The organism is Thermoanaerobaculum aquaticum (genome assembly GCF_000687145.1).
GTDB classification, from domain to species: domain Bacteria; phylum Acidobacteriota; class Thermoanaerobaculia; order Thermoanaerobaculales; family Thermoanaerobaculaceae; genus Thermoanaerobaculum; species Thermoanaerobaculum aquaticum.
The window spans coordinates 59,384-80,666 of the sequence record NZ_JMFG01000035.1 but is presented as its reverse complement, the minus strand read 5'-3'; the positions used below and the strand labels follow the sequence as shown (position 1 = coordinate 80,666).

The following is a 21,283-nucleotide window of genomic DNA, read 5'->3' as shown; positions in this document are numbered from 1 at the left end:
CGAGCGGCCCCCCGCGTCAGGTGTGGGGCCGGCGCTCCGCGGCGGCAAACAGAAAAAAGACCCGCGACGGAGCGCGGGTCCCACATCTTTTTGTGGGGCCGGCGCTCCTGCGCCGGCTTGGCTGACGAGACCGGAGATGCTGGTTTTTCAGGTCTGCCAGGACCTCCCCGCGAAGAAGCTCCGCACTTGCCAAGACGGTTTGGTGACGTTATGCTTGTGAATGTGGGAACGGGGTTTTCCTTTTCACTTAATCTCGACAACCTGCCGGCGCGCCGGCAAAGAGGGAGGTAACCATGGCTAAACTCAAGGAGCTTCTGGCCCAAAAGATCGCCGAGCATCGCCCCCGCACGCAAAAGCTCTTAAAGGAGCACGGGGACGTAAAGATCGGCGAGGTGACCATTGCCCAGGCCATCGGTGGGGCCCGGGGTGTGCGGTGCCTGGTCACCGACATTTCCTACCTGGATCCCTTCGAGGGCATCCGCTTTCGCGGGAAGACCATCCCGGAAACGCTCGCGGCGCTGCCCAAACCTGAAGGGTGCGAGTACCCGTTTGTGGAGGCCCACTGGTGGTTCCTGCTCACCGGCGAGGTTCCCACCTACGACGAGGTCATGGAGGTGGTGAAGGACTGGCAGGCCCGCCGCACCATCCCCCAGTACGTCATTGACCTGCTCCGCGCCATGCCCCGGGACACCCACCCCATGACCATGTTTTCCGCGGCCATCCTCGCCATGCAGCGGGAGTCGGTCTTTGCCAAGCGCTACGCCCAGGGGATGAAGAAGGACGAGTACTGGGAGCCTATGTTTGAAGACTGCACCAACCTCCTGGCCAAGCTCCCCTCCATCGCCGCCTACATTTACCGCATGAAGTACAAGGGCGACGAGCACATCCCACCCGATCCGAACCTCGACTGGGCCGGCAACTTCGCGCACCAGATGGGCTTTGCCAAGCCCTACGACGACGTGGCCAGGATGTACTTCATCCTCCACTCCGACCACGAGTCGGGGAACGTCTCCGCCCACACCGTGCACCTGGTGGCTTCGGCGCTTTCCGACGCCTACTACGCGCTTTCCGCCGGCATCAACGGCCTGGCCGGCCCGCTCCACGGCTTGGCCAACCAGGAGGTCCTGCGCTGGATCCAGAACTTCCAGGCCAAGTTTGGCGGCCAAGAGCCCACCGAGGAAACGGTGCGCGAGGCGCTGTGGGAAACCCTGCGTTCAGGCCAGGTGATCCCCGGCTACGGCCACGCGGTGCTGCGCAAGACCGACCCGCGCTTTACCGCACAGATGGAGTTTGCCGACAAGCACATGCCCGACGATCCGCTGTTCAAGCTGGTGAAGCTCATCTACAAAGTGGCGCCGCAGGTGCTCATGGAGCACGGCAAGGCCAAGAACCCCTGGCCCAACGTGGATGCGCACTCCGGCGTCATCCAGTGGCACTACGGCTTGCGGGAGTGGGACTTCTACACCGTGCTGTTTGGTGTGGGCCGGGCGGTGGGCGTGCTGGCCAACATCACCTGGGACCGGGCTTTGGGCTACCCCATCGAGCGGCCCAAGTCGGTGACCACGCAAATGCTGGAAGACGTGGCTTCGGGCAAGATCAAGCCCGAGGATTTGGGTTCCGAGTAGCGGTCCTCCTTTTTCCTTTCGAAACGCGCCCTTCGGGGCGCGTTTTTTTTAAGTGGCCAGAGCGGCTTGCTTAAGCTCCGGAGTTTCCAGGAGCACGGCCTGCCGCACGCTTCGGCATTCCAGGATTTCCTCTTCGGAAGCTCCCGCCAGCGAAAGGGCCTGACGAAGGGTGAGGCTATCGGGTTGGCTTTCGGCGGCGAGCACGATGTGGGCTGCGCCGTCCTTCCATTCCCAGGCCACAATGCCGGGGTGATCGGGGCGGGGTAAGGGGCGGGGGAACCACACCAGGTAGGCGCAGCCGCGAACCGATTTGCCCAGGGAGGGGGTTTGCGGGGCGAGGGCTTCCACGTGGGTGATGCGCAGGCCATCGGGAAGGGTGTGGTTGATCTTTTCCACCAGCTCCGGGGTGATGGGGCCGGTGCAGTCCACGTCAAAAAGCTCGGCCAGGGCTTCCATGCCCACGGGGAGGGCGGGGCCCATGGAGAGGCGGATGTGGGGGTTGAACCCCTCGGTGAAGCGCACCGGAGCGCCGGAAGCCCGCAGGGCCCGTTCCAGAAGGTCCATGACCTGCCGATGGGAAAGCCAGCGAGCTTCGCCCAGCTTTTGAAAGGTAAAGCGGTAGCGGGCGGTTTTTTCCGGCTGCTGAGGGGGTTCGGAAGGCGGGGGGATGCGCGGCACCGGGCGCAAGCGGTAGGCGGCGTTGCGGGCCCGGGCAAGAGCCGGTGCTTCTTCCCCCACCACCGGCAGCGTGGGTTTGGCCAGCTGGGTATCCACCCCATCGCCGGGGACGCCGCAACGCATGCAGTCGCCCCACCGGCAGTCGGGGGTGGCGGCTTCCAGGTAGGCCCGCCGCCTTTCCGCCTTGAGGTAGCCCTTGCGCACCAGGGGATCAATGACATCCCAGGGGAGGGTGGCCCCCAGGTCCCGGGGCCCCAGCTCCGCCTCCCAGGAAAGCCCTGCCTCGGCCACCGCCTGTCGCCAGGCGTCCAGGTTGAGCCACTCCCCCCAGCCGTCGAACACCGCCCCCAGGTCGTGGGCGCGGGCAATGACCCGGGAAAGACGGCGGTCCCCCCGGGACAAAAGCGCCTCCAGGGCCGCTTCTTCCGGCTCCACCCAGGTGAGCTTGGCCCAGCGGATGGGGCGAAAGGCTTTCTTGAGCAGCTCAATGCGTTGCTGCAACAGGGGGACGGGGCCAAAGGGCTCCCACTGGAAAGGCGTCACCGGCTTGGGCACGAAAGGTCCCACCGAAACCTTCACCTCGGCGTGGTGGTTGCCCACCCGGCGGGCCGCTTGCAGGATCTCCCGGGCCAGACGGGCCAGCTCCAGCACGTCCTCGTCGGTTTCCGTGGGCAGCCCAATCATGGCGTACACCTTGATGAGGTTCCACCCTTTGGCAAAGGCCACTTCTGCGGCGGCAATCATGTCGGCGTTGGTGAAGGTCTTGTTGATGACCCGCCGCAAGCGGTCGGAACCGGTTTCCGGAGCAAAGGTAAACCCCGATTTGCGCACCCGGCTTACGGCATCGGCCAGCGCCACGGAAAAGGACTCGGCGCGCAGGGATGGAAGGGAAACCCCGACCCTTCGATTTTTCAAACGCTCGGCCAGATGCCAGGCCAGAGGCTCAATTTGCGAGTAGTCAGCGGTGGAAAGCGACAAAAGCCCCACCTCCGGATAGCCGGTGGCGTCCACGTGGGCTTCCAGGGTGGCCAGCACGGTGGCGGGGTCGTGCTCCCGCACCGGGCGGTACCAGTACCCCGCCTGGCAGAACCGGCACCCCTGGGTGCACCCCCGCACCACCTCCATGCCCAGGCGGTCCTGCACCACCTCCACCACCGGCACCAGCGGCGGATTGGGCACATCTTCGGGGGAAAGCTGGGGCACAAAGACCCGCTTCACAGGGAAGGGGACCCGGGGGTCAAGGGCTTCCCAGCGCCCCCCCAGGGCCGGGTGGTCGGCCGCTTCCCAGCGGTAAAAGCGGGGGACGTACCAGCCCTCCACCTGCGCCAGGCGCAGGAGGAGCTCCTGCCGGCTCCAGGCTTGTTCTTTGCTCTGCTTGACCAGGTCCAGAAGCGCGGGAAGCAGCACCTCACCGTCGCCAATGGCAAAAGCGTCGAAGAAATCCGCCACCGGTTCGGGATTGGCCATGCAGGGTCCACCGCCCACGATAAGGGGGTGGCGCTCGTCCCGCTCTGTGGCAAAACGGGGGATGCCCGCCAGGTCCAGAAGGTAGGGGACGTTGATGTAGTTGAGCTCGGTTTGCAGGGTGATGCCGATGATGTCGAACTCGAAAGCGGGGCGGTAGGACTCCAGCGAGTAAAGCGGGATGCCCTGCTCGCGCATGGCCTGTGCCATGTCCGGCCAGGGGGCAAAGGTGCGCTCGCAGAGGGTGTCGGCCCGGCGGTTGGCGATGTGGTAAAGGATGCGGGTTCCCTGGTGCGACATGCCAATTTCGTAGGTGTCGGGGAAGGCCAAAAGCAGGCGCACGGAAACGTCATTCCAGTTCTTGCGGACGAGGTTTTTCTCCAGGCCCAAATAGCGTCCTGGCTTGGTCACCCGCGGCAACATCCGCTCGAGCTTTGCGCGAAGGTCGTTCACCAGCACACCCCCATGGTACGACACCCCCCTGCAATGGTCATGGACAACCGGGGGAAGCCCGGTATTCCCTTAGGGCTTGCCCTCGCCCTGGCTTAACGCTTTTGCCAGGGTCTCCTGCAACTGCGCCAGCGTGTAGGGCTTTTGCAGGTAAAAGGTGTGGGGTTGTTCCAGGGCCTTGCTCACCCGCTCATCGGGGGCAAAGCCGGAGGAAAGGATTACCGGCAAATCCGGGTGGCGCTGGCGAACGGCTTCCAGCACCTCAAAGCCCGAAACCTCGGGCATGAGCAGGTCCAAAATGACGGCATCCACCGGCAAGCCCTCCTCCACCAGGCGGAGGGCCTGGGAGCCGGAGCTTGCGGAAACGGCCTCCATGCCCAAGGCGGAAAGGGCCTGCTCCAGCCCCTCCCGCACCTGGGGGTCGTCGTCCACCAGGAGGATGCGTTTGCTCACCGCGGGGAGCTCGCCTTTGGGAGCTTCCTCCGAAGCCACCGGCAGCCACAACCGCACGGTGGTGCCCACACCGGGGGTGCTGTCCACCGTAACCGTGCCACCGGCGTGGGTGGCCGCCGCTTTGGCCAAAGTGAGCCCGACGCCCTGGTGAGCCGTGCGGTCGCGGGTGGTGAAGAAGGGGTCAAAGACGAAGGGGAGGTGTTGCCGGCTAATACCGTGACCGCTATCGGCCACCTCCACCACCAAGTAGGTCCCGGGGGGGAGATCCGGGGCATCCGGTGCGCCCGGGATTTGCGCCTCAAAAAAGCGCACTTCTACGGTTGCGCCCCGGCGGCTGGCTTCAAAGGCGTTGCATACCACGGCTTCAACCGCTTCCTGGAGGGTGAGTCGGTTGCCCCGAATAACGGGAAAGCGAGCAGGGGTTTCCACGTGCAGAGAGCCTTCGGGGTGCAGACGGGAGGCGGCAGAAATGCCCGCCACCAGATCGCCAGCCGAAAAGCTCTCGCTTTGGATTTGCCTTTCCGACCCCGCCAGGAGGGCCACCCGCTGGATCAGGGCCCGTTGCCGCTCCTGAGCGGCCCACAGCGGGCGAAGCTCAGGAACCAAATCGGGGTGCGTTCGGGCCAGGTTTTCCAGGGCACTCACTTCCACCTGAAGGATGTTGTTGCCCTCGTGGGCCAGGCCGGCCAAGAGGTGTTGCAGGGAGATCAAGCGGCTGGCCATCTCTAGGCGTTGTTGCCGCTCCTCCTCGCGGGTGATATCGGCGGTGATCACGCAATAGCCCGCAAAATTGCCGTGGGCATCCCACCAGGGAGCGGCCGTCATGTGGACCTGCCGAAACCCTTTCCCGGCCAAGCGGACCCGCGCTCGTAGGCTTACCGGCTCTGGCGGTGGTGGGCCAGCGAGAAGCTGTTTCAGTCGCCTTTTGGCTTCAGGATCGTTAAAGGCCACAACGTTTCTTCCCCGGGCTCGCTCCACAGGAACGCCAAACACCCGCTGGAAGGCGGGGTTGGCATCTAAAAGCCGCCCTTGGGGGTCCACCAGCAGGATGGGCTCCCCCACGGTTTCAAACAAGCTGCGAAAACGACGCTCCTGTTCCCTCAGGGTGGCCAGCACCCCAGCAAAACGACGGCGAAGCAAGGCAAACTCGGCAACTTCGGGTCCCGGAAAGGTCTCCGGAAAAGGAGCCGTAAATGCCTGTTCGGTGTCCCGCAACAGGGCATCCAACGGCTCGGCCAAAAAGCGCCACAAAAGGTGCGCCCCAAGAGCGCAGGCCGGCAGCAGCAATACTCCGAGGATGCCCGCTACGCTCGACTCAGGCAGCGGGACCCCCTTGGCCACTAAAGCGTGAAAAGCAATAGCTACGGCTACCGCTCCACCCGCCAAGGTGAACGCCGCACCCAAAAGGTGAAAGCCAAAGGGCATACCGCGTCCCTGCTTGGAGGCCAGGCTGGCTTCCCAAAACACCGGGGAGACCCAGCGCAGCATTGGCCAGCTTAAGGCAAAACCGCAGACGGAGTTGGTGATGGCCCAGGTAACGGCTAAGGTTTGCGGATCGCTTTCGCCCCCTGCGCCGAGGAGCTGTTGCAGGGATACGCCGGTCACTGCAGCTGTGACCGACGCCACCGCCGAGGATGCCGCCAAAAGCCCAACGTCTTTAGTGCTTTGAAGAAACGGGCTGCCCCGAAAAGCGCGGAAGAGCAATAAGGGCAACGCACCCTGCATGAAGTTGGCGGGGGTAAAAGCCAAAGCCGTGAGCGGATCCGCCACCAGCAAGTTGGACAGGAGCGGGAACAGCACCCCGACCGCCACGCCTGTCCAACCGAACCAAAGTGCTAGGAGGAACTGCACCGCCACCGACGGCCATAGCTGGGAAACCGCTCCTCCTACGGGCAGGGAGATGGTTCCCCCCACTGCCAGGAAAAAGCCCAAAAGCCCTAAACCTGCCAGCCCTGCCTTTAAAGAAAACGGGGCCTGTTTCCAGGGAAAGAGCGGCACCGCCGGCAGCGGGGGGACCTGGCCGGAAATACGCATGGTTACGGTTTGGCCCCCTGTTCGATCCACTCCCGAATGACCTGCAGGTCCTGTTCGGCAAGCTTCCGGGAGGAGAAGATCCCGCGGGGCATCCCCTTGCCTTCCTTGGCGGTGTGCTGCAGCTTGTGCCAGAGGTAGGAGTTTTCCGGGTCTCCCGGAGCTACCAGCAAGAGCTCGGGAACCTCCTGCGATTTTTTGCCCACTAAGTTGGCATAACCTTTGTCAGCAGAAAGGTCCAGGCCCTTCTTGGGGCGGTCGCTGCTGTGACAATCGCCGCACTCTTTGACAAAAATCGGCTCTACATCCGCTTTGTACGAGCGAGGTACTTGCGAGAATGCCAGGGCTGTGCCCAAGACCCCAATAAAAGCCAACGCGCCAACCCGCATCATCCCTCCCTTTTTAGCCGAGGGCCAACCCTCGGTGGGGGCTTAACACCCCTGGCGTTATTAAGAAAATAGCACACTCCGATTATTCCCGGGAGGCCGGCGCTACACTGAGGTCGTGCGCATTGTGACCACGCATCTGGGTGCCGATTTTGACGCCCTGGGGGCCATGGCCGGCCTTTTGCTTCTGGACCCCCAGGCGAAGATCGTTTTCTCAGGCTCGCAGGAAGCCGGCGTTCGTCGTTTTTTGCAGCAGGAAAGGCCTCCCCTGCCGGAGCTGCGGCTTAAAGAGCTGCGACGCGCCCGCATTGAGGCCGCTTGGGTGGCGGACTGCTCATCGCTGCGGCGGTTAGGGGAGGTGGGGGAGCTCATCCTCCGTGCCGGCTGTCCGGTGACGGTGGTGGACCACCACCCGGAGCCGGAAGACCCCATCCCCAGCGCCCAGGTGCTCCCCTTGCCCCCGGGCGGTGCCGGCGCTACCTGCACCGTGGTGGGTTGGGAGCTGAAGCAACGGGGTATCCAGCCGGACCCGCTCACCGCTTCGCTTTTGCTCTTGGGCATTTACGAGGACACCGGCGGCCTTACCTACGCCGACACCCGCCCCGCCGATGCGCAAATTGTGGCCTGGCTTTTGGAGTGCGGGGGTCGTCTGGAGTGGGTGCGGGCTTACGTGTTGCGGCCGCTGGAGCCCGAGCAGCTGGAGCTTTTGAACACCCTAGTGGCCGGGGCGGTGGAGCACAACGTGGCCGGAGTGCGGGTGGTGGTGAGCGTGGCGCGCCCCTCGGAGCGGGTGGAGGAAGCAGCGTACGTGGTGCACCGCTACGCCGAGATCTTTGCGTTGCCGGTGGTGCTGGCAGTCCTGGAGGTCCCGCCTCAATTGGTGGTCATCGCCCGCTCCTCCCACCCCCGCCTGCACGCCGGCCAGCTGCTGGCGCCGCTGGGAGGGGGTGGGCACGCCACTGCCGCGGCAGCCCGCATCAAGGGCCGTTCGGCGGTGGAGGTGGCCGAGGAGCTTTTGGCCGCGGTCAAACGGCAACTGGGGGGTGGCCTTAGGGCCTCTGATGTGGCTTCCCCCACGGTCTTTGCCGTGGAGGCCACCGCTTCGGTGAACGAGGCCAAGGAACGCATGGTGCGCTTGCGCATCAACGCCATGCCGGTGTTCAGCCAGGGGCGACCGGTGGGTTTGGTCACCAGGCAAATCCTGGACAACGCCCAAACCCACGGCTTGGGCGAGCGGGCGGTGGTCACGGTGATGCGGCCTTCGGTGCCGGTGGTTTCGGGGGAGACGCCCCTGGAGGAGCTGGAGCATCTGTTTGTGGAGGAGCGGGAACGTCTGGTGCTGGTGGAGCGCCCATCCGGCTACGGCGTCATCACCCGCATGGACCTCTTCCGCCGTCTTTACGAAAGGCAAACCCAGCAAAGCCTTGTGGTGAGCCACCGTTTGAGCGGTGGCCGGCCGGTGGTGCTGAACGTGCTCCCACGCTTGCGGGAGCAGGTGGGGGAAGCCCCTTTAGGCCTGTTGCAAAGGGTGGGGGAGGTGGCCTCCCGCATGGGGATGCGGGCCTACCTGGTGGGCGGGGCGGTGCGGGACGTGCTTTTGGCCCGCCCCCCCGAGGACATGGACGTGGTGGTGGAGGGCAACGGGGTGGAGGTGGCGCGGGCCCTGGCGCGGGAAGCCGGGGCGCGCCTCCACGTCCACGAGCCCTTTCTCACCGCCGTTGTGACCTTCCCCGACGGCTTTCGGCTGGACGTGGCCACCGCCCGCACCGAGTTTTACCCCCACCCGGCAGCCCTGCCGGAGGTGGAGCGTTCCGCCCTGCGCCAGGACCTGTACCGCCGGGACTTCACCATCAACGCCATGGCCATTGCCCTCAACCCCGAGGTCTTAGGGCAGCTGGTGGACTTTTTTGGCGGCCAGAGGGACCTGGAGCAAAGGCTCATCCGCGTGCTCCACTCGCTTTCTTTCATTGAGGACCCCACCCGCCTGGTGCGGGGCGTGCGCTTTGCCACCCGCCTGGGCTTTAGCCTGGCTCCGGACACCGAGCGTTTGGCGCGGGTGGCGCTGGAGGAAGGGGTTTTGGCCCGGCTTTCCGGGGAGAGGCTGCGGGATGAGGTTTTCCTCTTGCTTTCCGAGGAGCATCCGGTGGAGGGGCTTTTGGAGCTGGACCGTTTGGGGGTTTCTTTGGCCCTTTTCCCTGAGCTTGCCTGGGGACCGGCCACCGGGCGCTTTTTGCGGCAGGTCGAGGCCATGCTTTTGTGGGCCACCGTGGAAAAGGTCTTTGACGGCCCAAAGCCGCTGGTGTACCTGGCCGCTTTGGCCTTGCGGGGTGGGGAAAGGGCAGGGGACGTGCTGGCTTCCCGCTTGAGCCTGGCGGGGGAGGCCCGGGAGGTGGTGGCCAGGGCCCGGGAGGGCGTGGAAAAGCTCCTGGCGCAAGCCGCCAACGGCCACAAACCCAGCCGGCTGGTGGAAAGCCTGGAGCACACCCCGCCGGTGTGGTGGGTGTTGGCCATGGTTTTGGCGTCCCAGAGCCAGCGGCAGGTGTTGCGGCAGGCGCTCACCGATTGGCTGCGCCGGCCGTTGCCGGTTCGCGGCGGGGAGCTGGTGGCGCAAGGGGTTCCCGAGGGCCCGTGGGTGGGCCGGGCGGTGCGGGCGACACGGGCGGCGGTTCTGGACGGTGAGGTGGCACCGGAGCAAGCTCTTGCCTACGCTCTCGAGCTCTGCGGACGCTTTCGCCAGGAGGGGCGGTGAGGATCACCGGTGGGATTTGGGCCTCGCGGAAGGTTTTTGGGCCGCCTCCGGGGTGGCCGTTGCGGCCCACTCCCGATGCGTTGCGGGAGCAGGCCTTCTCGGTGCTGGCGGGGGAGCTTTCTGATGCGGTTTTCCTGGACCTCTTTGCCGGCACCGGAGTGGTTTCCCTGGAGGCGCTTTCCCGCGGGGCAGCCCGCGCCATCCTGGTGGAGCCCCACCCGCAGGCCCTTGCCCTGCTGCGCCGCAACCTGGAGCTTCTGAAGGTGGAGCCCCATCGCGTCCTGGTGGTCCCGAAGCCCGCAGAGGAAGCCGTGAGCTGGTTGGCTGCCAGAGGCGAAAAGGTGAACATCCTTTGGGCGGACCCGCCCTTTGCCCGCTTTGCCCAGCACCTGCCGGCGGTGGCAGCGGTGGGTGAGCGGGGGATCCTGGTGGCCGGGGGGCTTTTGGTTTTGGAGCATCCTCCCAAGGCCAGCTGGGAGCTGCCGGGTTTTTCCCCGCTTCGGGCGCTGCGGGGTGCGGTTTTGTTGCGTTTCCTGGGGAAGGGCGGTGGTCAAGCTGAGCCCCAAGGTCCGGCCAGCTCCGGCTGGTGACCCCGGGTGGCTATACTGGTCCTGTGCTGAACTTCGACTTGCCCGGTTTTTTAAGCGAGGTGGGGCGGCGGGCCGGCCAGGGTGGTGACGTGCTCCTGGGGGTGGGCCTGCCCCCCTGTGTCCTCACAGACGGGGAGCTGCAACGGGTGGAAATCCCGGGGCTTCCCCGGCTTTCCCCGTACCAAACCGAGGCGGTGGTTTTGAACCTCCTGGCCTCGGCACCGGCGGCCGCTGCGGAAAAGGTCCAGAAAAAAGGCGCTGCGGCTTTTGCTTACTCCATCCCCGGCGTGAACCGCTTTCGGGTGGCGGTTTTCCAGCAACGGGGGAGCTTCGGGGTAACCCTCCGCTCGATCCCGGACCGGGTTCCTAGCCTGGCGGAGCTGGAGCTTGTGCCAGCGGTGGCGGAAGCCACCCAGGAGCGCACTGGGGTGGTGCTGGTGAACGGTCCCGCGGGTTCCGGGCGCACCACCACCCTGGCGGCGCTGGTGGGCGAGATCAACCGCACCCGTGCCTGCCACGTAATGACCGTGGAGGAACCCATTGAGTTCCTGCACAAGCACGAAAAGGCGGCAATTTTCCAGCGGGAGGTGGGCATTGACACGCCTTCCTTAAGCCAGGGGCTTGTGGATGCGGCGGCAGCCGGGGCGGAGGTCATCATGGCCTCGGAGGTGCGCACCCCCGACGAAGCCCGGGCGGTCCTGGAGCTTGCGGAGACCGGGCACCTCCTGCTCACCTCCTTGCGCGGTTATGACACCGCTTCGGCGCTTTCTCGCTTCCTCTCGCTTTTCCCACCCGAAGAGCGGCCGGAGGCGCGCCTGCGGCTTTCCCGGGTGCTGCGCTTTTGCTTCACGCAAAGGCTCTTGCCCCACCGCGACGGCAAGCGGCGCCCGGTTTTTGAGGTGTTCCGGCAGACTGTGGCCGCTGCCGAGTTCCTCGCCCAGGGGCGCCTGGATTCGGCTACGGTAAGCGATTTCCTGCGGGACGGCGAAAACGAAGGGCAACAGGCATTCGATCGCGAGCTGGAGCGCAAGGTGCGCAGGGGCGAGCTGGACGCGGCGGTGGCCCTGGAGTACGCGGTGCTGCCGCGGCAGTTGGAGCTGCGGCTTCTGGACCTTAAGGGGGCATGAGGCATGCGACGGGTGGTGCTGGTGAGCGGAAACCAGGCCCAAGCCTACCAGGGCGCCCTGGCAGCTTCGGGTTTTGAAGCGGTGACGGTGCCCTCCTACCGCCAGGCGCGCATGGAGGTGGAAGCGGGAGCGGTGGCGGTGGTGGTGTGTCCCGAGGCACCCGCCTGGGGGGGACCTGATGCCCAGCCGCTTTTGGCCATGCCCGCAGCCCTGCGGCGGGGGTGCCTTTTGGTTTTGGTGAACCCGGGAGCCCAAACCGGCGATGGCTGGCGGGCCTTTCTGGCCAATGTGGATCTTTTGGTGGCAGCGGCGGATGCCCCGCGCTTGGGGGAGCTCCTGCGGGCGGCTCTGGCGGCCAAGAAACAGCTGGTGGGGCTTCTGGACCCCGAGGCGGCCAACCGGCTTTCCGGGTAAGGAGAACCTATGACCGATACCCGGGAAAAGCTCCAGGCTTTGCGGCAATCGGTGGGACGGGTCATCCGCGGTAAGGAAGACGTCATTGATTTCGTGATTGCCGCGCTCTTGGCCCGGGGTCACGTGCTTTTGGAGGACGTCCCCGGCGTGGGGAAGACCACGCTGGCGCAAGCTCTGGCGCGCTCGCTGAACCTCACGTTTTCGCGCATCCAGTTTACCTCCGACACGCTGCCCTCGGATGTCATCGGCGTTTCCCTCTGGCGGGCAGAAAAGGGCGAGTTTGAGTTTTTGCCCGGCCCCATTTTCACCAACGTGCTTTTGGCCGACGAGATTAACCGCGCCACCCCCAAAACCCAGGCCGCCCTTCTGGAAGCCATGAACGAGCGCACGGTCACCGTGGACAAGACCCGCTACCGGCTGCGGGAGCCCTTCCTGGTGCTGGCCACCCAAAACCCCGTGGAGTACCTGGGAACCTACCAGCTCCCCGAATCGCAACTGGACCGCTTCCTGATGCGGCTGCACCTGGGCTACCCCGCACCTGATGAGGAGCTGGCGCTTCTGGCCAGGGGCGGGGTGGAGGAGGAGCTGGAGGCGGTGCGGCCGGTGTTGGGGTCCGACGAGGTGGTGGAGCTGCAAGCCGAGGTGCGGCGGGTGAGGGTGGCCGAGCCTTTGCTCCGCTACCTTTTGGAGCTGGTGCAGCGCACCCGAAAGCACCCCTCCCTGGCGCTGGGGGTTTCCACCCGCGGCGCGTTGAGCCTGCAACGGGCGGCACAGGCGCTGGCGCTCTTGGAGGGGAGGGATTACGCCATCCCCGATGATGTGGTGCGGGCGGCGGTGCCGGTGATGGCCCACCGGGTGATCCTCTCCGGCTCCGACGGCTCCGGGGCCTCGCAAAGCGAGGCGGAGAGGGCCATCATCCAGGAAATCGTGGCGACCACCCCGGTGCCCTGGTAACCATGGGCTGGATTTCCGCGCTGGAATGGCGCTTTCCTGGCTTTTCCCTGACTCCCACCCGGGCCTTCTGGTGGTTTCTGGTTTGGGTGGCGGTGCTTGGGGTTTCGGCCCTCAACACCGGCAACAACGCGCTGTACATGCTGCTGGCCCTGAGCCTGGGGGCGTTCGTGGCCTCGGGGGTGCTTTCCCGGCATACCCTGGGTCATTTGCAGGGCGAAACCCTGTGGCCTGCCGAGGTGTGGGCTTCGGCGGCCACCCGCGTGCAGGTGGTGGTGCACAACACCTCCCGCTTCCTCCCCGCCTGGGGCGTGGTGTGCCGGCTTTCGGGGCTTCCGGGAGGGTTGGTTTTACCTTTGGTGCCCCCCAGGGGGAAGGTCACGGTGCCGCTTTTGACCCGCTTTCCGGCCAGGGGGCTTTTTCCCCGGCCGCACCTGACGCTGGAGGTGCGGCTGCCGCTGGGGTTTTTTGTGAAGTCGCTGAACATCTCCCAACCTGGCGAGCTTCTGGTTTACCCCCGCCTGGTGGCGGCTGCCCTGCCCCGTTTTTCCGGCCCACCTCAGGGTATTCAAGAGCGAGGAACGGCGCGTCTGCAGCGGGGCGGTGAGGTGGAGCTCCTGCGGGAGTTCCGCCCGGGGGATGACCTCCGGGATGTGCACTGGAAGCAAACGGCTCGCCAGGGGAGGGTCATCGTCATGGAAAGGCGGGAACGGGAGCGCAGCTTGCGGTTTTTGGTGCTGGATCCCCACGTGCGCGATCCCGAGGACCCAGAAACCCGTCGGCGTTTTGAGGACCTGGTGGCGGAGGTGGCGTCGGTGGCCCGCAAGCTGGTGCATACCGGGCAGGCGGTGGGGTTGGTGGTGGGAGAGCGGGTGCTGCCCCCAGCCTGGGGGCCCGAGCACCTCCGCAAGGTGCTCACGCTTCTGGCCCTGGTGCAGCCGGTGCGCGGCGCGGCGGGCACGATCTTTTTGACCCAGGGGGAGCAGGCGGTGTACCGCCTGGCGGGGAGCTCCTGATGCCGCAGGTGCTGTGGCAACGGTGGTTCGGGGTTGGAGCGCTGGCGGTGGCTTTGCTGTTGAGCTTGGCCGGCGCTGTGGCTCTGCCGTTTGTGCTCCCTATGCTGGTGGTGGCGCTGGTTCTCATCGCGAAGCCACGCCCCCTTAAGCCCCTGCCTTCCTGGCTTGAAAACCTCTTGGCGCTGGTCATCGTGGCGGCGGTAGCGGCGGGAGGAGGTCTGCGCTTTGGGGTCATGCGTCCGGTGGCCAACCTGCTGGTGCTGCTCACCGCCGTTCGCCTGTGGGGCGGTGCCGAAAAAACGCGGCGGGCCACGGTGCTGCTGCTCCTTGCAATGCTCAACGCGGCAGGCATTGCTTCCTCCACCCATCCGGCGCTGGTGGGCTATTTGGTGGCGTTGCTAGTGGGGGTGGTGGTGGCCGCTGGCCAGCTGGTTCCTCTGGAGTTGGGCCAGCGCTTTGGGGGTGGCTCCCCGCGAGGTTTACCGCCGGCCAGGCTGGTGGCGGGCACCACGGTGCTGGCTTTCTTGGTGGCTGCACCTCTTTTCGTGCTTTTCCCCCGCTTGCGCTCGCCCTTTGCGGCCTCAGGGCTCGGGGCGCGGCCGGTGAGCGGCTTTCGGGAAGCGGTGAGCCTGCACCAGCTGGGGGACATCAAGATCTCCCGGCGTCCCATGCTGCGCGTGAGGTTTTTAAAGGCCGACCAGGTGCAGCCTCACTGGCTGCGCTTTGCCGGCGCCACGCTGTCCCATTACCGCGCCGGGCGGTGGCTGGAAAGCCGCAAGCAGCGGGCCGGGGAAGAGGTGAACTTCTTCGCGGGGCCGGAAGGACCGGTGAAAGCGGAAATTACCCTGGAGCAGTCCAGCGATCGGCTGTTTCTGCCTCCCGGCACCCGTCAGGTGGTACCGCCGGATGCCGAGGTGTGGGTGGACGGTGCCGGGGCGGTGCGCATCCCCCGTTCTTTAGAGCCGCCCATCAGCTTCCGGGTGAGCTTTGACCCTGGTGTGGTGAACACCCGTCCCCCCGGGCCGGAGGACCTGGCGGTTACCGTGAGCCGCCAAGCCTTACGCCGCGTGGCGCGGGAAGCCATGGGCAACGCCCGCGATCCCCTGCGTCGAGCGCAAGCTCTGGAAGAGTACCTGCAGAGGCGCTACCGCTACAGCACTAGCACCGCGGTACCGTTGCGGGCCGATCCCGTGGAGTGGTTTTTGTTCACCGCCCGGGAGGGGCATTGCGAGTTTTTCGCTTCCGCCATGGTTTTGCTCTTGCGCGCCGAGGGGATTCCCGCCCGGTTGCAAACGGGCTTTGCCGGGGGTCAGGACCTGGGAGGGGGCGAGTTCCTGCTGCGGGACGCCAACGCCCACGCCTGGGTTTTGGCGTATATCGGCGATCGCTGGTGGATCTTTGACCCCACACCGCCGGAGGGAAGACCCGGTACCGAGTCTGGTACCGAAGCGGTTAGCCTCCGGGCGCTGTGGGCCAACCTGGAGGGCTTCTGGGACCGCTGGGTGATTACCTTTTCCCTGGCGGATCAACTGGAGGTGCTGGTTTCCCTCTGGAGCGCCGTCCGCAGCGCCGGACGATGGCTGGCCTTGCTTGCCGTGGCTCTGCTGGTGGTGGCTGCCGCATGGCTCTTGTGGCGGCAAAGGGGAAGGCAAAAGCGAAGGGCTGCCCCATCGGAATTGGGTGTCCTCCTCTGGCGGTTGGCACAGGAGGCGGGGTGGGATGAGGAATCGTTGGCGCGGGCCACACCTTCCCAGGTGCTGGACTCGCTTCTTCCCAGGCTTTCCAGCTCGCGGGAAGCCTGTCTCTGGCTTTTCCAGGCCCACGAGCGTGCCTTGTACGCTGCCGGCGCCACCCCTCCCCGCCGGCGGGTGTGGGCGAGCTTCCGGGAGGTGCTGCGGGAGCTCAGGAGGCCTTTGCGGGAAGTGGGCCACACCACCAGCGGGCCAGCCCCAGGCTCAAAAGCAAAAAGGGAATAGCGGCCAGAACGTCCACCACGTAGTGGTAGGTGAGCAGCACGGTGGCAGCAATGAGCAAAGCCCCCACCGGCAGGAGAGCCGTGTAAAGGCGCGGGGTTCGACGGCGGGCGCAGTAAAGCACCGCAAGGGTGACCATGGTGTGGCCGGAGGGAAACGCATCGGTTTTGGTCTTTTCCCAGTGATCCAAAAGCTCGCGGATGGGGGCCCCCACCACCCCTGCGGGGAGGGAAGCGTACCGTTCCTTGGCTACGCCCGCCCGGGGACCGTAAGCCGGCACCAGAAAGTAGCCGGCGTAGGAAACCAGAAACGTGAGCACCACCGTGGAAGTTACCCGCGGCAGGTACGGGTCACCCGCACGAACCAGCGCCACCAGCAGCACGATGGGCAGGAAGAAAAACGTGGAGTAAGCCAGCGTGAGGACATCAGCAAGCCAGGCGGGGATTGACAGGCTGTACAGGGCCGCCTGCGCTTCCGCTCCGAGGATGAGGCGGTCCAGCGCTTCCAGCTGGCGGTCGTAGTGGGCGGGGTGCACCAGGGGGATCAAAAGCCCAAGGTGCAGAAAGATAAACGGCACCACCGGCACCGGGAGGAACTCACGGACCAGCGCCAGCATGGGCTGGGTTGTCCGGGCCAGCGCCACCGCCGCTACCAGGTAAAGGAGGGCCACGGTGGCCAGAGAAGCGCGCACCGAAAGGGCAAGCTCCTGGGGGTGAAACCAGGCGATGATGGCCATGGCAAAGAGGGCCACCGCCAAAGCTTGCTCGCCGACCCGAAGACGACCCTTGCCCGCCAGTGGTAAAGCTTCTATCATTGGAGTTGTGCTTTCGCGCATTGTTTTTTCCTGCCTTTGCCTCGCCTACACCGCTGCCGCTGGAGCGGAAACGGTGGTGGTCATGCGCCTTGAAGATACCATCCAGCCCGCCTCCATGCGCTACCTGCAACGGGGCCTGCGCACGGCGGCCGCCGAAAACGCCCAGGTCGTTGTTTTGGAGCTCAATACCCCGGGCGGGCTTTTAACCTCGCTGCGGCAAATGACCACCGCCATTACCACCTCGCCAAGACCGGTGGTGGTGTACGTCACCCCCTCGGGGGCGCAGGCGGCCTCTGCCGGGTTTTTCCTGCTCATGGCCGCGGATGTGGCGGCCATGGCCCCCGGCACCAACGCCGGTGCGGCTCACCCGGTGGGGGGGCAGGGGGAAGACCTCGAGAAAACCATTGCCGAAAAGGTCACCAACGACGCTGCAGCTCTCATTCGTTCTTTGGCCGCCCAGCGGGGAAGGCCGGTGGAATGGGCGGAAAAGGCGGTGCGGGAGTCGGTGTCCTTTACCGAGCGGGAGGCTTTGGACAAAAAACTCATTGAGCTGGTGGCGGCGGACCGCAACGAGCTGCTTGCCAAGCTCAACGGCATGGAGATCAAGCGCTTTTCGGGGGCAGTGGAAAAGCTCGTGCTCACTCACCCGGAAATCAAGCTGGTGACCCCTTCGCCCGGGGACAAGCTGCTTTCCGCCATTGCCCACCCCAACATTGCGTACCTGCTTTTGCTTTTGGGGATCCTGGGCCTTTACTTTGAGCTTTCCCACCCTGGGGCCATTTTCCCCGGGGTTTTGGGAGCCATCAGCTTATTGTTGGCGTTTTTTGCGCTGTCGGTTTTGCCGGTGAACTACGTAGGGGTGCTGCTCATCCTCTTGGCCATTGGCTTTTTCATTGCGGAGGTGAAGGTGACCAGCTACGGGCTTTTAACCGTGGCAGGACTGGTGTGTTTTATCTTGGGTTCCGCCATGCTTATTGATGCGCCGCTGCCTTCGCTGCGGGTGGGGTGGGGGGTCATTTTGCCCACCGCCTTTGTGGTGGCGGCGGTGGTGATTTTCCTTTTGTCCCGGGTGCTTTCCGCCCACCGGGTGAAGCCCGTGACCGGCATCGAAGGGATGCTGGGGGAGCAGGGCACGGCAGTGAGCGATCTTTCGCCCCAGGGCAAGGTTTTCGTGCACGGAGAGTACTGGGAAGCCATCGCCTCGCAGCCCGTTCCCAGTGGTACGCCGGTGCGGGTGGTGGCGGTGCGGGGCAGCAAGCTGGAAGTGGAACCGGTTCCCCCGGAAGGGGGGAAAGGAGCGTAGCCATGAGTCCACAGGTTTCTTTTGGCTGGATTTTGGCAGGGATCATCCTGCTGGTCATTGTCTTCCGCTGGATCAACATCCTGAAGGAGTACGAGCGGGGCGTGGTGTTCACCCTGGGCCGGGTGGACCCCAACCCCCGGGGCCCGGGTTTGGTGTTTGTGTTTTGGCCGGTGCAGCGGATGGTGGTGGTGAGCCTGCGCACGGTGGTGCTGGACATCCCACCCCAGGACGTGATCACCCGCGACAACGTTTCGGTAAAGGTCAACGCCGTTGTGTACTTCCGGGCGTTGAACCCGGTGAAGGCCATCTGCGAGGTGGAAAACTACATTTACGCCACCTCGCAGCTGGCGCAAACTACGCTGCGATCGGTGCTGGGCGAGGTGGAGCTGGATGAGCTTTTGGCTGAGCGGGAAAAGCTCAACCAGAAGCTGCAGGAGATCATTGACCGCCACACCGACCCTTGGGGGGTCAAGGTTTCCCTGGTGGAGGTCAAGCACGTGGACCTGCCGCAGGAGATGCAGCGGGCCATGGCGAGACAGGCCGAAGCGGAACGGGAAAAGCGGGCCAAGATCATCCACGCCGAAGGCGAGTTCCAGGCAGCCCAGCGTTTGGCGGAAGCGGCGGCGGTTATGCAAAAGGAGCCAGCGGCTTTGCAGCTTCGCTACCTGCAAACCCTCACGGAAATCGCCACCGAAAAGAACTCCACCATCGTGTTCCCGCTCCCCATTGACACCATCAAGCCGTTTCTGAACCTGGTGGAAAAGAAGGGCTAGGGAGGGCGCGGTGCGGTATTACCAGCTGGTGGCCTCAGGGCGCCAGCTTGCCCTTTTTATCTTTGCCATTGCTGGGCTTCTTCTGGTGGCTTTTTTGGTGGGTTTAAACGTAGGGCTTGCGGAAAGACAGCAGCAGCTGGAGCAGGCGGCGTGGAGCGCCAAGCCCAGCGAACCGCTGCCAACGCCCATCCCCACGGAACCCCCACCGGCTACACCGACTCCTCCGCCGTCACCCATGCCGGAAGTGGTGGTGGCCGAGCCAACGGTTCCGCCCACGCCCACCGTGATGCCTGCGCCTACTGCGGCACCCACGCCCACCCCACGCCCCACGCCCCGACCATCCCCGGTAACGGCGCCGATTTCCGCCGGGGTTTGGGTGCAGGTGGGGGCATTTAGCAGCAAAGCCGATGCCGACGGCGTGCGGCACCGGGTGGTGGCCCTGGGTTTCCGGCCCGAGCAGGTCAAGGTGCTGTCGGCAGGCTTCGGGAAATATCGGGTGCGGGTGGGACCGTTCCCAGACAGGGAAAGCGGGTCGCGGGTGGTGGCCCGTTTACGAGAGGGGGGCTTCCGAGAAGCCTTTGTGGTGAGCCAATGAGCGTGCGTTTACCCACGTGGATTGCCGAGCGCAAGCTTTCCCTTGCCAGCTTGCGGGAGGTCCGGCAGGTGATGAGTGCCGGAGGCCTGCACACGGTGTGCGACGAGGCTCGCTGCCCCAACCGCAGCGAGTGCTTTTCCCGCCGCACCGCTACCTTCCTGATCATGGGGGACACCTGCACCCGCAACTGCCGGTACTGTTCCATCGCCCATGGCAAGCCGCTCCCGCTGGATCCAGAGGAGCCCAGGCGGTTGGCGCAAGCGGCCCGCGAGCTGGGGCTGCGCCACGTGGTGGTGACCTCCGTGGACCGCGACGATTTGCCCGATGGGGGAGCCTCCCACTTTGCCAGAGTCATTGCCGCTCTGCGGGAGCTGGAGCCGCCGGTGACGGTGGAGGTTTTGACCCCCGATTTTCGTGGTCTTCTCTCAGCGGTGGACACGGTGATTGCCGCTGGACCCGATGTTTACAACCACAACGTGGAAACGGTTCCTCGCCTTTACCCCCAGGTGCGCCGCCAGGGCCGCTACCAGTGGGCGCTTGCGGTGCTGGCGCGGGTGGCGGAAAAGGCCCCAAAGATGGTGCGGAAGTCGGGCATCATGGTGGGTCTTGGGGAGACCAAGGAAGAAGTGCAGCAGGTCTTACGGGACTTGCGGGCCGTTAACTGTCAGGTGGTGACGGTGGGTCAGTACCTGCAGCCCACCGGCAAACAGGTGCCGGTGGCGCGCTACTGGCACCCCCAGGAGTTCGACGAAATCGCCGAATACGGGGCGTCCCTGGGGCTGGAGGTGATTGCCGGGCCGTTCGTCCGTTCCTCCTACCACGCGGAGGAGGCCTTCCTCAACGTTCGCAAAGGCGAAAAAAAACCCGTGGTTTTGCGATAAAATCCCCGCCGGGAGGGAACGATGCAGTACGCCCGGGAAGTTCGGGAGTTTATCCGTCATCATTTTCGCCATTTCAACGCTGCCGTGGTGGTGGACGCTGCGGAGAGCTTTCGCCAGTTTGTGGAATCCGGCAACAAGATGCTGGTGGCCATGGCCGGGGCCATGAGCACCGCAGAGCTGGGCATTTCCCTGGCGGAAATGATTCGTCAGGGCAAGGTGCACGCCATTAGCTGCACCGGTGCCAACCTGGAAGAGGACATCTACAACTTGGTGGCCCACGATTTTTACGTGCGTGTCCCCCACTGGCGAAGCCTCACCGCCGATGACGAGGTGGCGCTGTGGAAGCGGCACCTCAACCGGGTCACCGATACCTGCATTCCCGAAGAGGAAGCTATCCGCCGCATTGAGGGCGCGGTGATGGAGGAGTGGCTGGCCGCCGATCGTAACGGCGAGTCGTACTTCCCCCACGAGTTTTTCTACCGGGTTTTGCGCTCCGGTAAGCTCGATAAGTACTTCCAAATTGATCCCAGGGATAGCTGGGTGTACGCAGCCATGGAGGCGGACCTCCCGATTTTCGTTCCCGGGTGGGAGGACTCCACCACCGGCAACATTTACGCGGCCCACTGCATCGCCGGTGACATCAAAAACGTGCATACGGTGAAAGGCGGAATCCAGTACATGATGGAGCTGGCGCAGTGGTACAAGAAGCAAACGCAAGATGGAACCAAGGTGGGATTTTTCCAAATTGGTGGCGGCATTGCTGGCGATTTTGCCATTTGCGCGGTGCCCATGATGCGCCAGGATTTGCAGTGGAAAGACATTCCACTTTGGGGGTATTTCTGCCAGATTTCCGACTCCACCACAAGCTACGGATCCTACTCGGGGGCAGTGCCCAACGAGAAAATTACCTGGGAAAAGCTGGGGCCTGATACGCCCCGTTTCATCATCGAGTCGGACGCCACCATCGTTGCGCCCCTCATTTTTGCCTACGTGTTAGGGTGAGGGGCAAG

At 64.9% G+C, this 21,283-nt stretch carries 17 protein-coding genes; 13 read left to right on the top strand and 4 right to left on the bottom strand.

The features are described 5' to 3' along the window. Positions 1-293 precede the first annotated feature (293 nt). Positions 294-1,625 carry a citrate (Si)-synthase gene (locus EG19_RS10960; RefSeq protein ID WP_038050335.1) on the top strand — a complete coding sequence of 444 codons (1,332 nt, stop codon included), beginning with the start codon at positions 294-296 and terminating at the stop codon, positions 1,623-1,625. A gap of 48 nt (positions 1,626-1,673) precedes the next feature. Here the strand turns inward: EG19_RS10960 and EG19_RS10955 are convergent, their stop codons facing one another. From EG19_RS10955 to EG19_RS10945, 3 genes are all read right to left on the bottom strand, one after another. Next, on the bottom strand, positions 1,674-4,226 hold the full coding sequence (locus tag EG19_RS10955; RefSeq protein ID WP_053335245.1) for a TIGR03960 family B12-binding radical SAM protein: 2,553 nt from the start codon (positions 4,224-4,226) through the stop codon (positions 1,674-1,676). A 63-nt stretch (positions 4,227-4,289) separates the two neighbouring features. Continuing rightward, positions 4,290-6,704: a response regulator gene (locus EG19_RS10950; protein WP_038050334.1), complete on the bottom strand. Its 2,415-nt coding sequence runs from the start codon at positions 6,702-6,704 to the stop codon at positions 4,290-4,292. Between the two features lie 2 nt (positions 6,705-6,706). Beyond that, positions 6,707-7,093 carry a c-type cytochrome domain-containing protein gene (locus EG19_RS10945; RefSeq protein ID WP_081800132.1) on the bottom strand — a complete coding sequence of 129 codons (387 nt, stop codon included), beginning with the start codon at positions 7,091-7,093 and terminating at the stop codon, positions 6,707-6,709. A 112-nt stretch (positions 7,094-7,205) separates the two neighbouring features. On the opposite strand from EG19_RS10945, the gene EG19_RS10940 reads away from it, so the two are divergent. From EG19_RS10940 to EG19_RS10910, 7 genes are read left to right on the top strand one after another with little or no spacing between them, the layout of a single operon-like run. Continuing rightward, entirely contained in the window at positions 7,206-9,836 is a 2,631-nt protein-coding gene (locus tag EG19_RS10940) for a CBS domain-containing protein (RefSeq protein ID WP_053335244.1), read from the top strand. After that, positions 9,833-10,426, top strand: a complete 594-nt coding sequence (locus EG19_RS10935) for an RsmD family RNA methyltransferase (RefSeq protein WP_053335243.1) — start codon at positions 9,833-9,835, stop codon at positions 10,424-10,426. Before EG19_RS10940 ends, EG19_RS10935 begins: the two co-directional genes overlap by 4 nt. Before the next feature lie 23 nt (positions 10,427-10,449). Beyond that, positions 10,450-11,553 (top strand): type IV pilus twitching motility protein PilT, encoded by a 1,104-nt coding sequence (locus EG19_RS10930; RefSeq protein ID WP_053335242.1) that lies wholly within the window; start codon positions 10,450-10,452, stop codon positions 11,551-11,553. 3 nt (positions 11,554-11,556) lie between these two features. Continuing rightward, the gene (locus EG19_RS12905) at positions 11,557-11,967 is read left to right on the top strand and encodes a hypothetical protein (RefSeq protein WP_053335241.1); all 411 of its coding nucleotides are present in this window, start codon (positions 11,557-11,559) and stop codon (positions 11,965-11,967) included. Between the two features lie 9 nt (positions 11,968-11,976). Then, the gene (locus EG19_RS14315; protein ID WP_038050331.1) at positions 11,977-12,921 is read left to right on the top strand and encodes an AAA family ATPase; all 945 of its coding nucleotides are present in this window, start codon (positions 11,977-11,979) and stop codon (positions 12,919-12,921) included. A 2-nt stretch (positions 12,922-12,923) separates the two neighbouring features. Then, positions 12,924-13,934 (top strand): DUF58 domain-containing protein, encoded by a 1,011-nt coding sequence (locus EG19_RS10915; protein ID WP_038050330.1) that lies wholly within the window; start codon positions 12,924-12,926, stop codon positions 13,932-13,934. After that, positions 13,934-15,910 carry a transglutaminase family protein gene (locus EG19_RS10910; protein WP_038050329.1) on the top strand — a complete coding sequence of 659 codons (1,977 nt, stop codon included), beginning with the start codon at positions 13,934-13,936 and terminating at the stop codon, positions 15,908-15,910. Before EG19_RS10915 ends, EG19_RS10910 begins: the two co-directional genes overlap by 1 nt. On the opposite strand, the gene EG19_RS10905 is transcribed toward EG19_RS10910, so the two are convergent. After that, positions 15,837-16,721 (bottom strand): phosphatase PAP2 family protein, encoded by an 885-nt coding sequence (locus EG19_RS10905; protein WP_053335240.1) that lies wholly within the window; start codon positions 16,719-16,721, stop codon positions 15,837-15,839. The genes EG19_RS10910 and EG19_RS10905 overlap by 74 nt on opposite strands. Before the next feature lie 7 nt (positions 16,722-16,728). Between EG19_RS10905 and EG19_RS10900 the strand changes: the two genes are divergently transcribed. The 5 genes from EG19_RS10900 to EG19_RS10880 are packed head-to-tail and all read left to right on the top strand — an operon-like array spanning position 16,729 to position 21,275. Next, on the top strand, positions 16,729-18,024 hold the full coding sequence (locus EG19_RS10900; RefSeq protein ID WP_053335239.1) for an NfeD family protein: 1,296 nt from the start codon (positions 16,729-16,731) through the stop codon (positions 18,022-18,024). Between the two features lie 2 nt (positions 18,025-18,026). Next, entirely contained in the window at positions 18,027-18,797 is a 771-nt protein-coding gene (locus tag EG19_RS10895; RefSeq protein WP_038050325.1) for a slipin family protein, read from the top strand. Between the two features lie 10 nt (positions 18,798-18,807). Further along, positions 18,808-19,392: an SPOR domain-containing protein gene (locus EG19_RS14310; protein WP_053335238.1), complete on the top strand. Its 585-nt coding sequence runs from the start codon at positions 18,808-18,810 to the stop codon at positions 19,390-19,392. Continuing rightward, complete coding sequence (gene lipA, locus EG19_RS10885; RefSeq protein ID WP_038050324.1) at positions 19,389-20,273, top strand: lipoyl synthase; 885 nt, start codon at positions 19,389-19,391, stop codon at positions 20,271-20,273. The genes EG19_RS14310 and lipA overlap by 4 nt, the downstream gene beginning before the upstream one ends. Before the next feature lie 21 nt (positions 20,274-20,294). Further along, entirely contained in the window at positions 20,295-21,275 is a 981-nt protein-coding gene (locus tag EG19_RS10880; protein WP_038050322.1) for a deoxyhypusine synthase family protein, read from the top strand. The last annotated feature ends 8 nt before the right edge of the window (positions 21,276-21,283 follow it).

Bases quoted from the DNA above. Each gene is read 5' to 3' on its own strand.
- EG19_RS10960 (WP_038050335.1), top strand. From the start codon at position 294: ATGGCTAAACTCAAGGAGCTTCTGGCCCAAAAGATCGCCGAGCATCGC.
- EG19_RS10950 (WP_038050334.1), bottom strand. From the start codon at position 6,704: ATGCGTATTTCCGGCCAGGTCCCCCCGCTGCCGGCGGTGCCGCTCTTT.
- EG19_RS10945 (WP_081800132.1), bottom strand. From the start codon at position 7,093: ATGATGCGGGTTGGCGCGTTGGCTTTTATTGGGGTCTTGGGCACAGCC.
- EG19_RS12905 (WP_053335241.1), top strand. From the start codon at position 11,557: ATGCGACGGGTGGTGCTGGTGAGCGGAAACCAGGCCCAAGCCTACCAG.
- EG19_RS14315 (WP_038050331.1), top strand. From the start codon at position 11,977: ATGACCGATACCCGGGAAAAGCTCCAGGCTTTGCGGCAATCGGTGGGA.
- EG19_RS10915 (WP_038050330.1), top strand. From the start codon at position 12,924: ATGGGCTGGATTTCCGCGCTGGAATGGCGCTTTCCTGGCTTTTCCCTG.
- EG19_RS10910 (WP_038050329.1), top strand. From the start codon at position 13,934: ATGCCGCAGGTGCTGTGGCAACGGTGGTTCGGGGTTGGAGCGCTGGCG.
- EG19_RS10905 (WP_053335240.1), bottom strand. From the start codon at position 16,721: ATGATAGAAGCTTTACCACTGGCGGGCAAGGGTCGTCTTCGGGTCGGC.
- EG19_RS10895 (WP_038050325.1), top strand. From the start codon at position 18,027: ATGAGTCCACAGGTTTCTTTTGGCTGGATTTTGGCAGGGATCATCCTG.
- lipA (WP_038050324.1), top strand. From the start codon at position 19,389: ATGAGCGTGCGTTTACCCACGTGGATTGCCGAGCGCAAGCTTTCCCTT.
- EG19_RS10880 (WP_038050322.1), top strand. From the start codon at position 20,295: ATGCAGTACGCCCGGGAAGTTCGGGAGTTTATCCGTCATCATTTTCGC.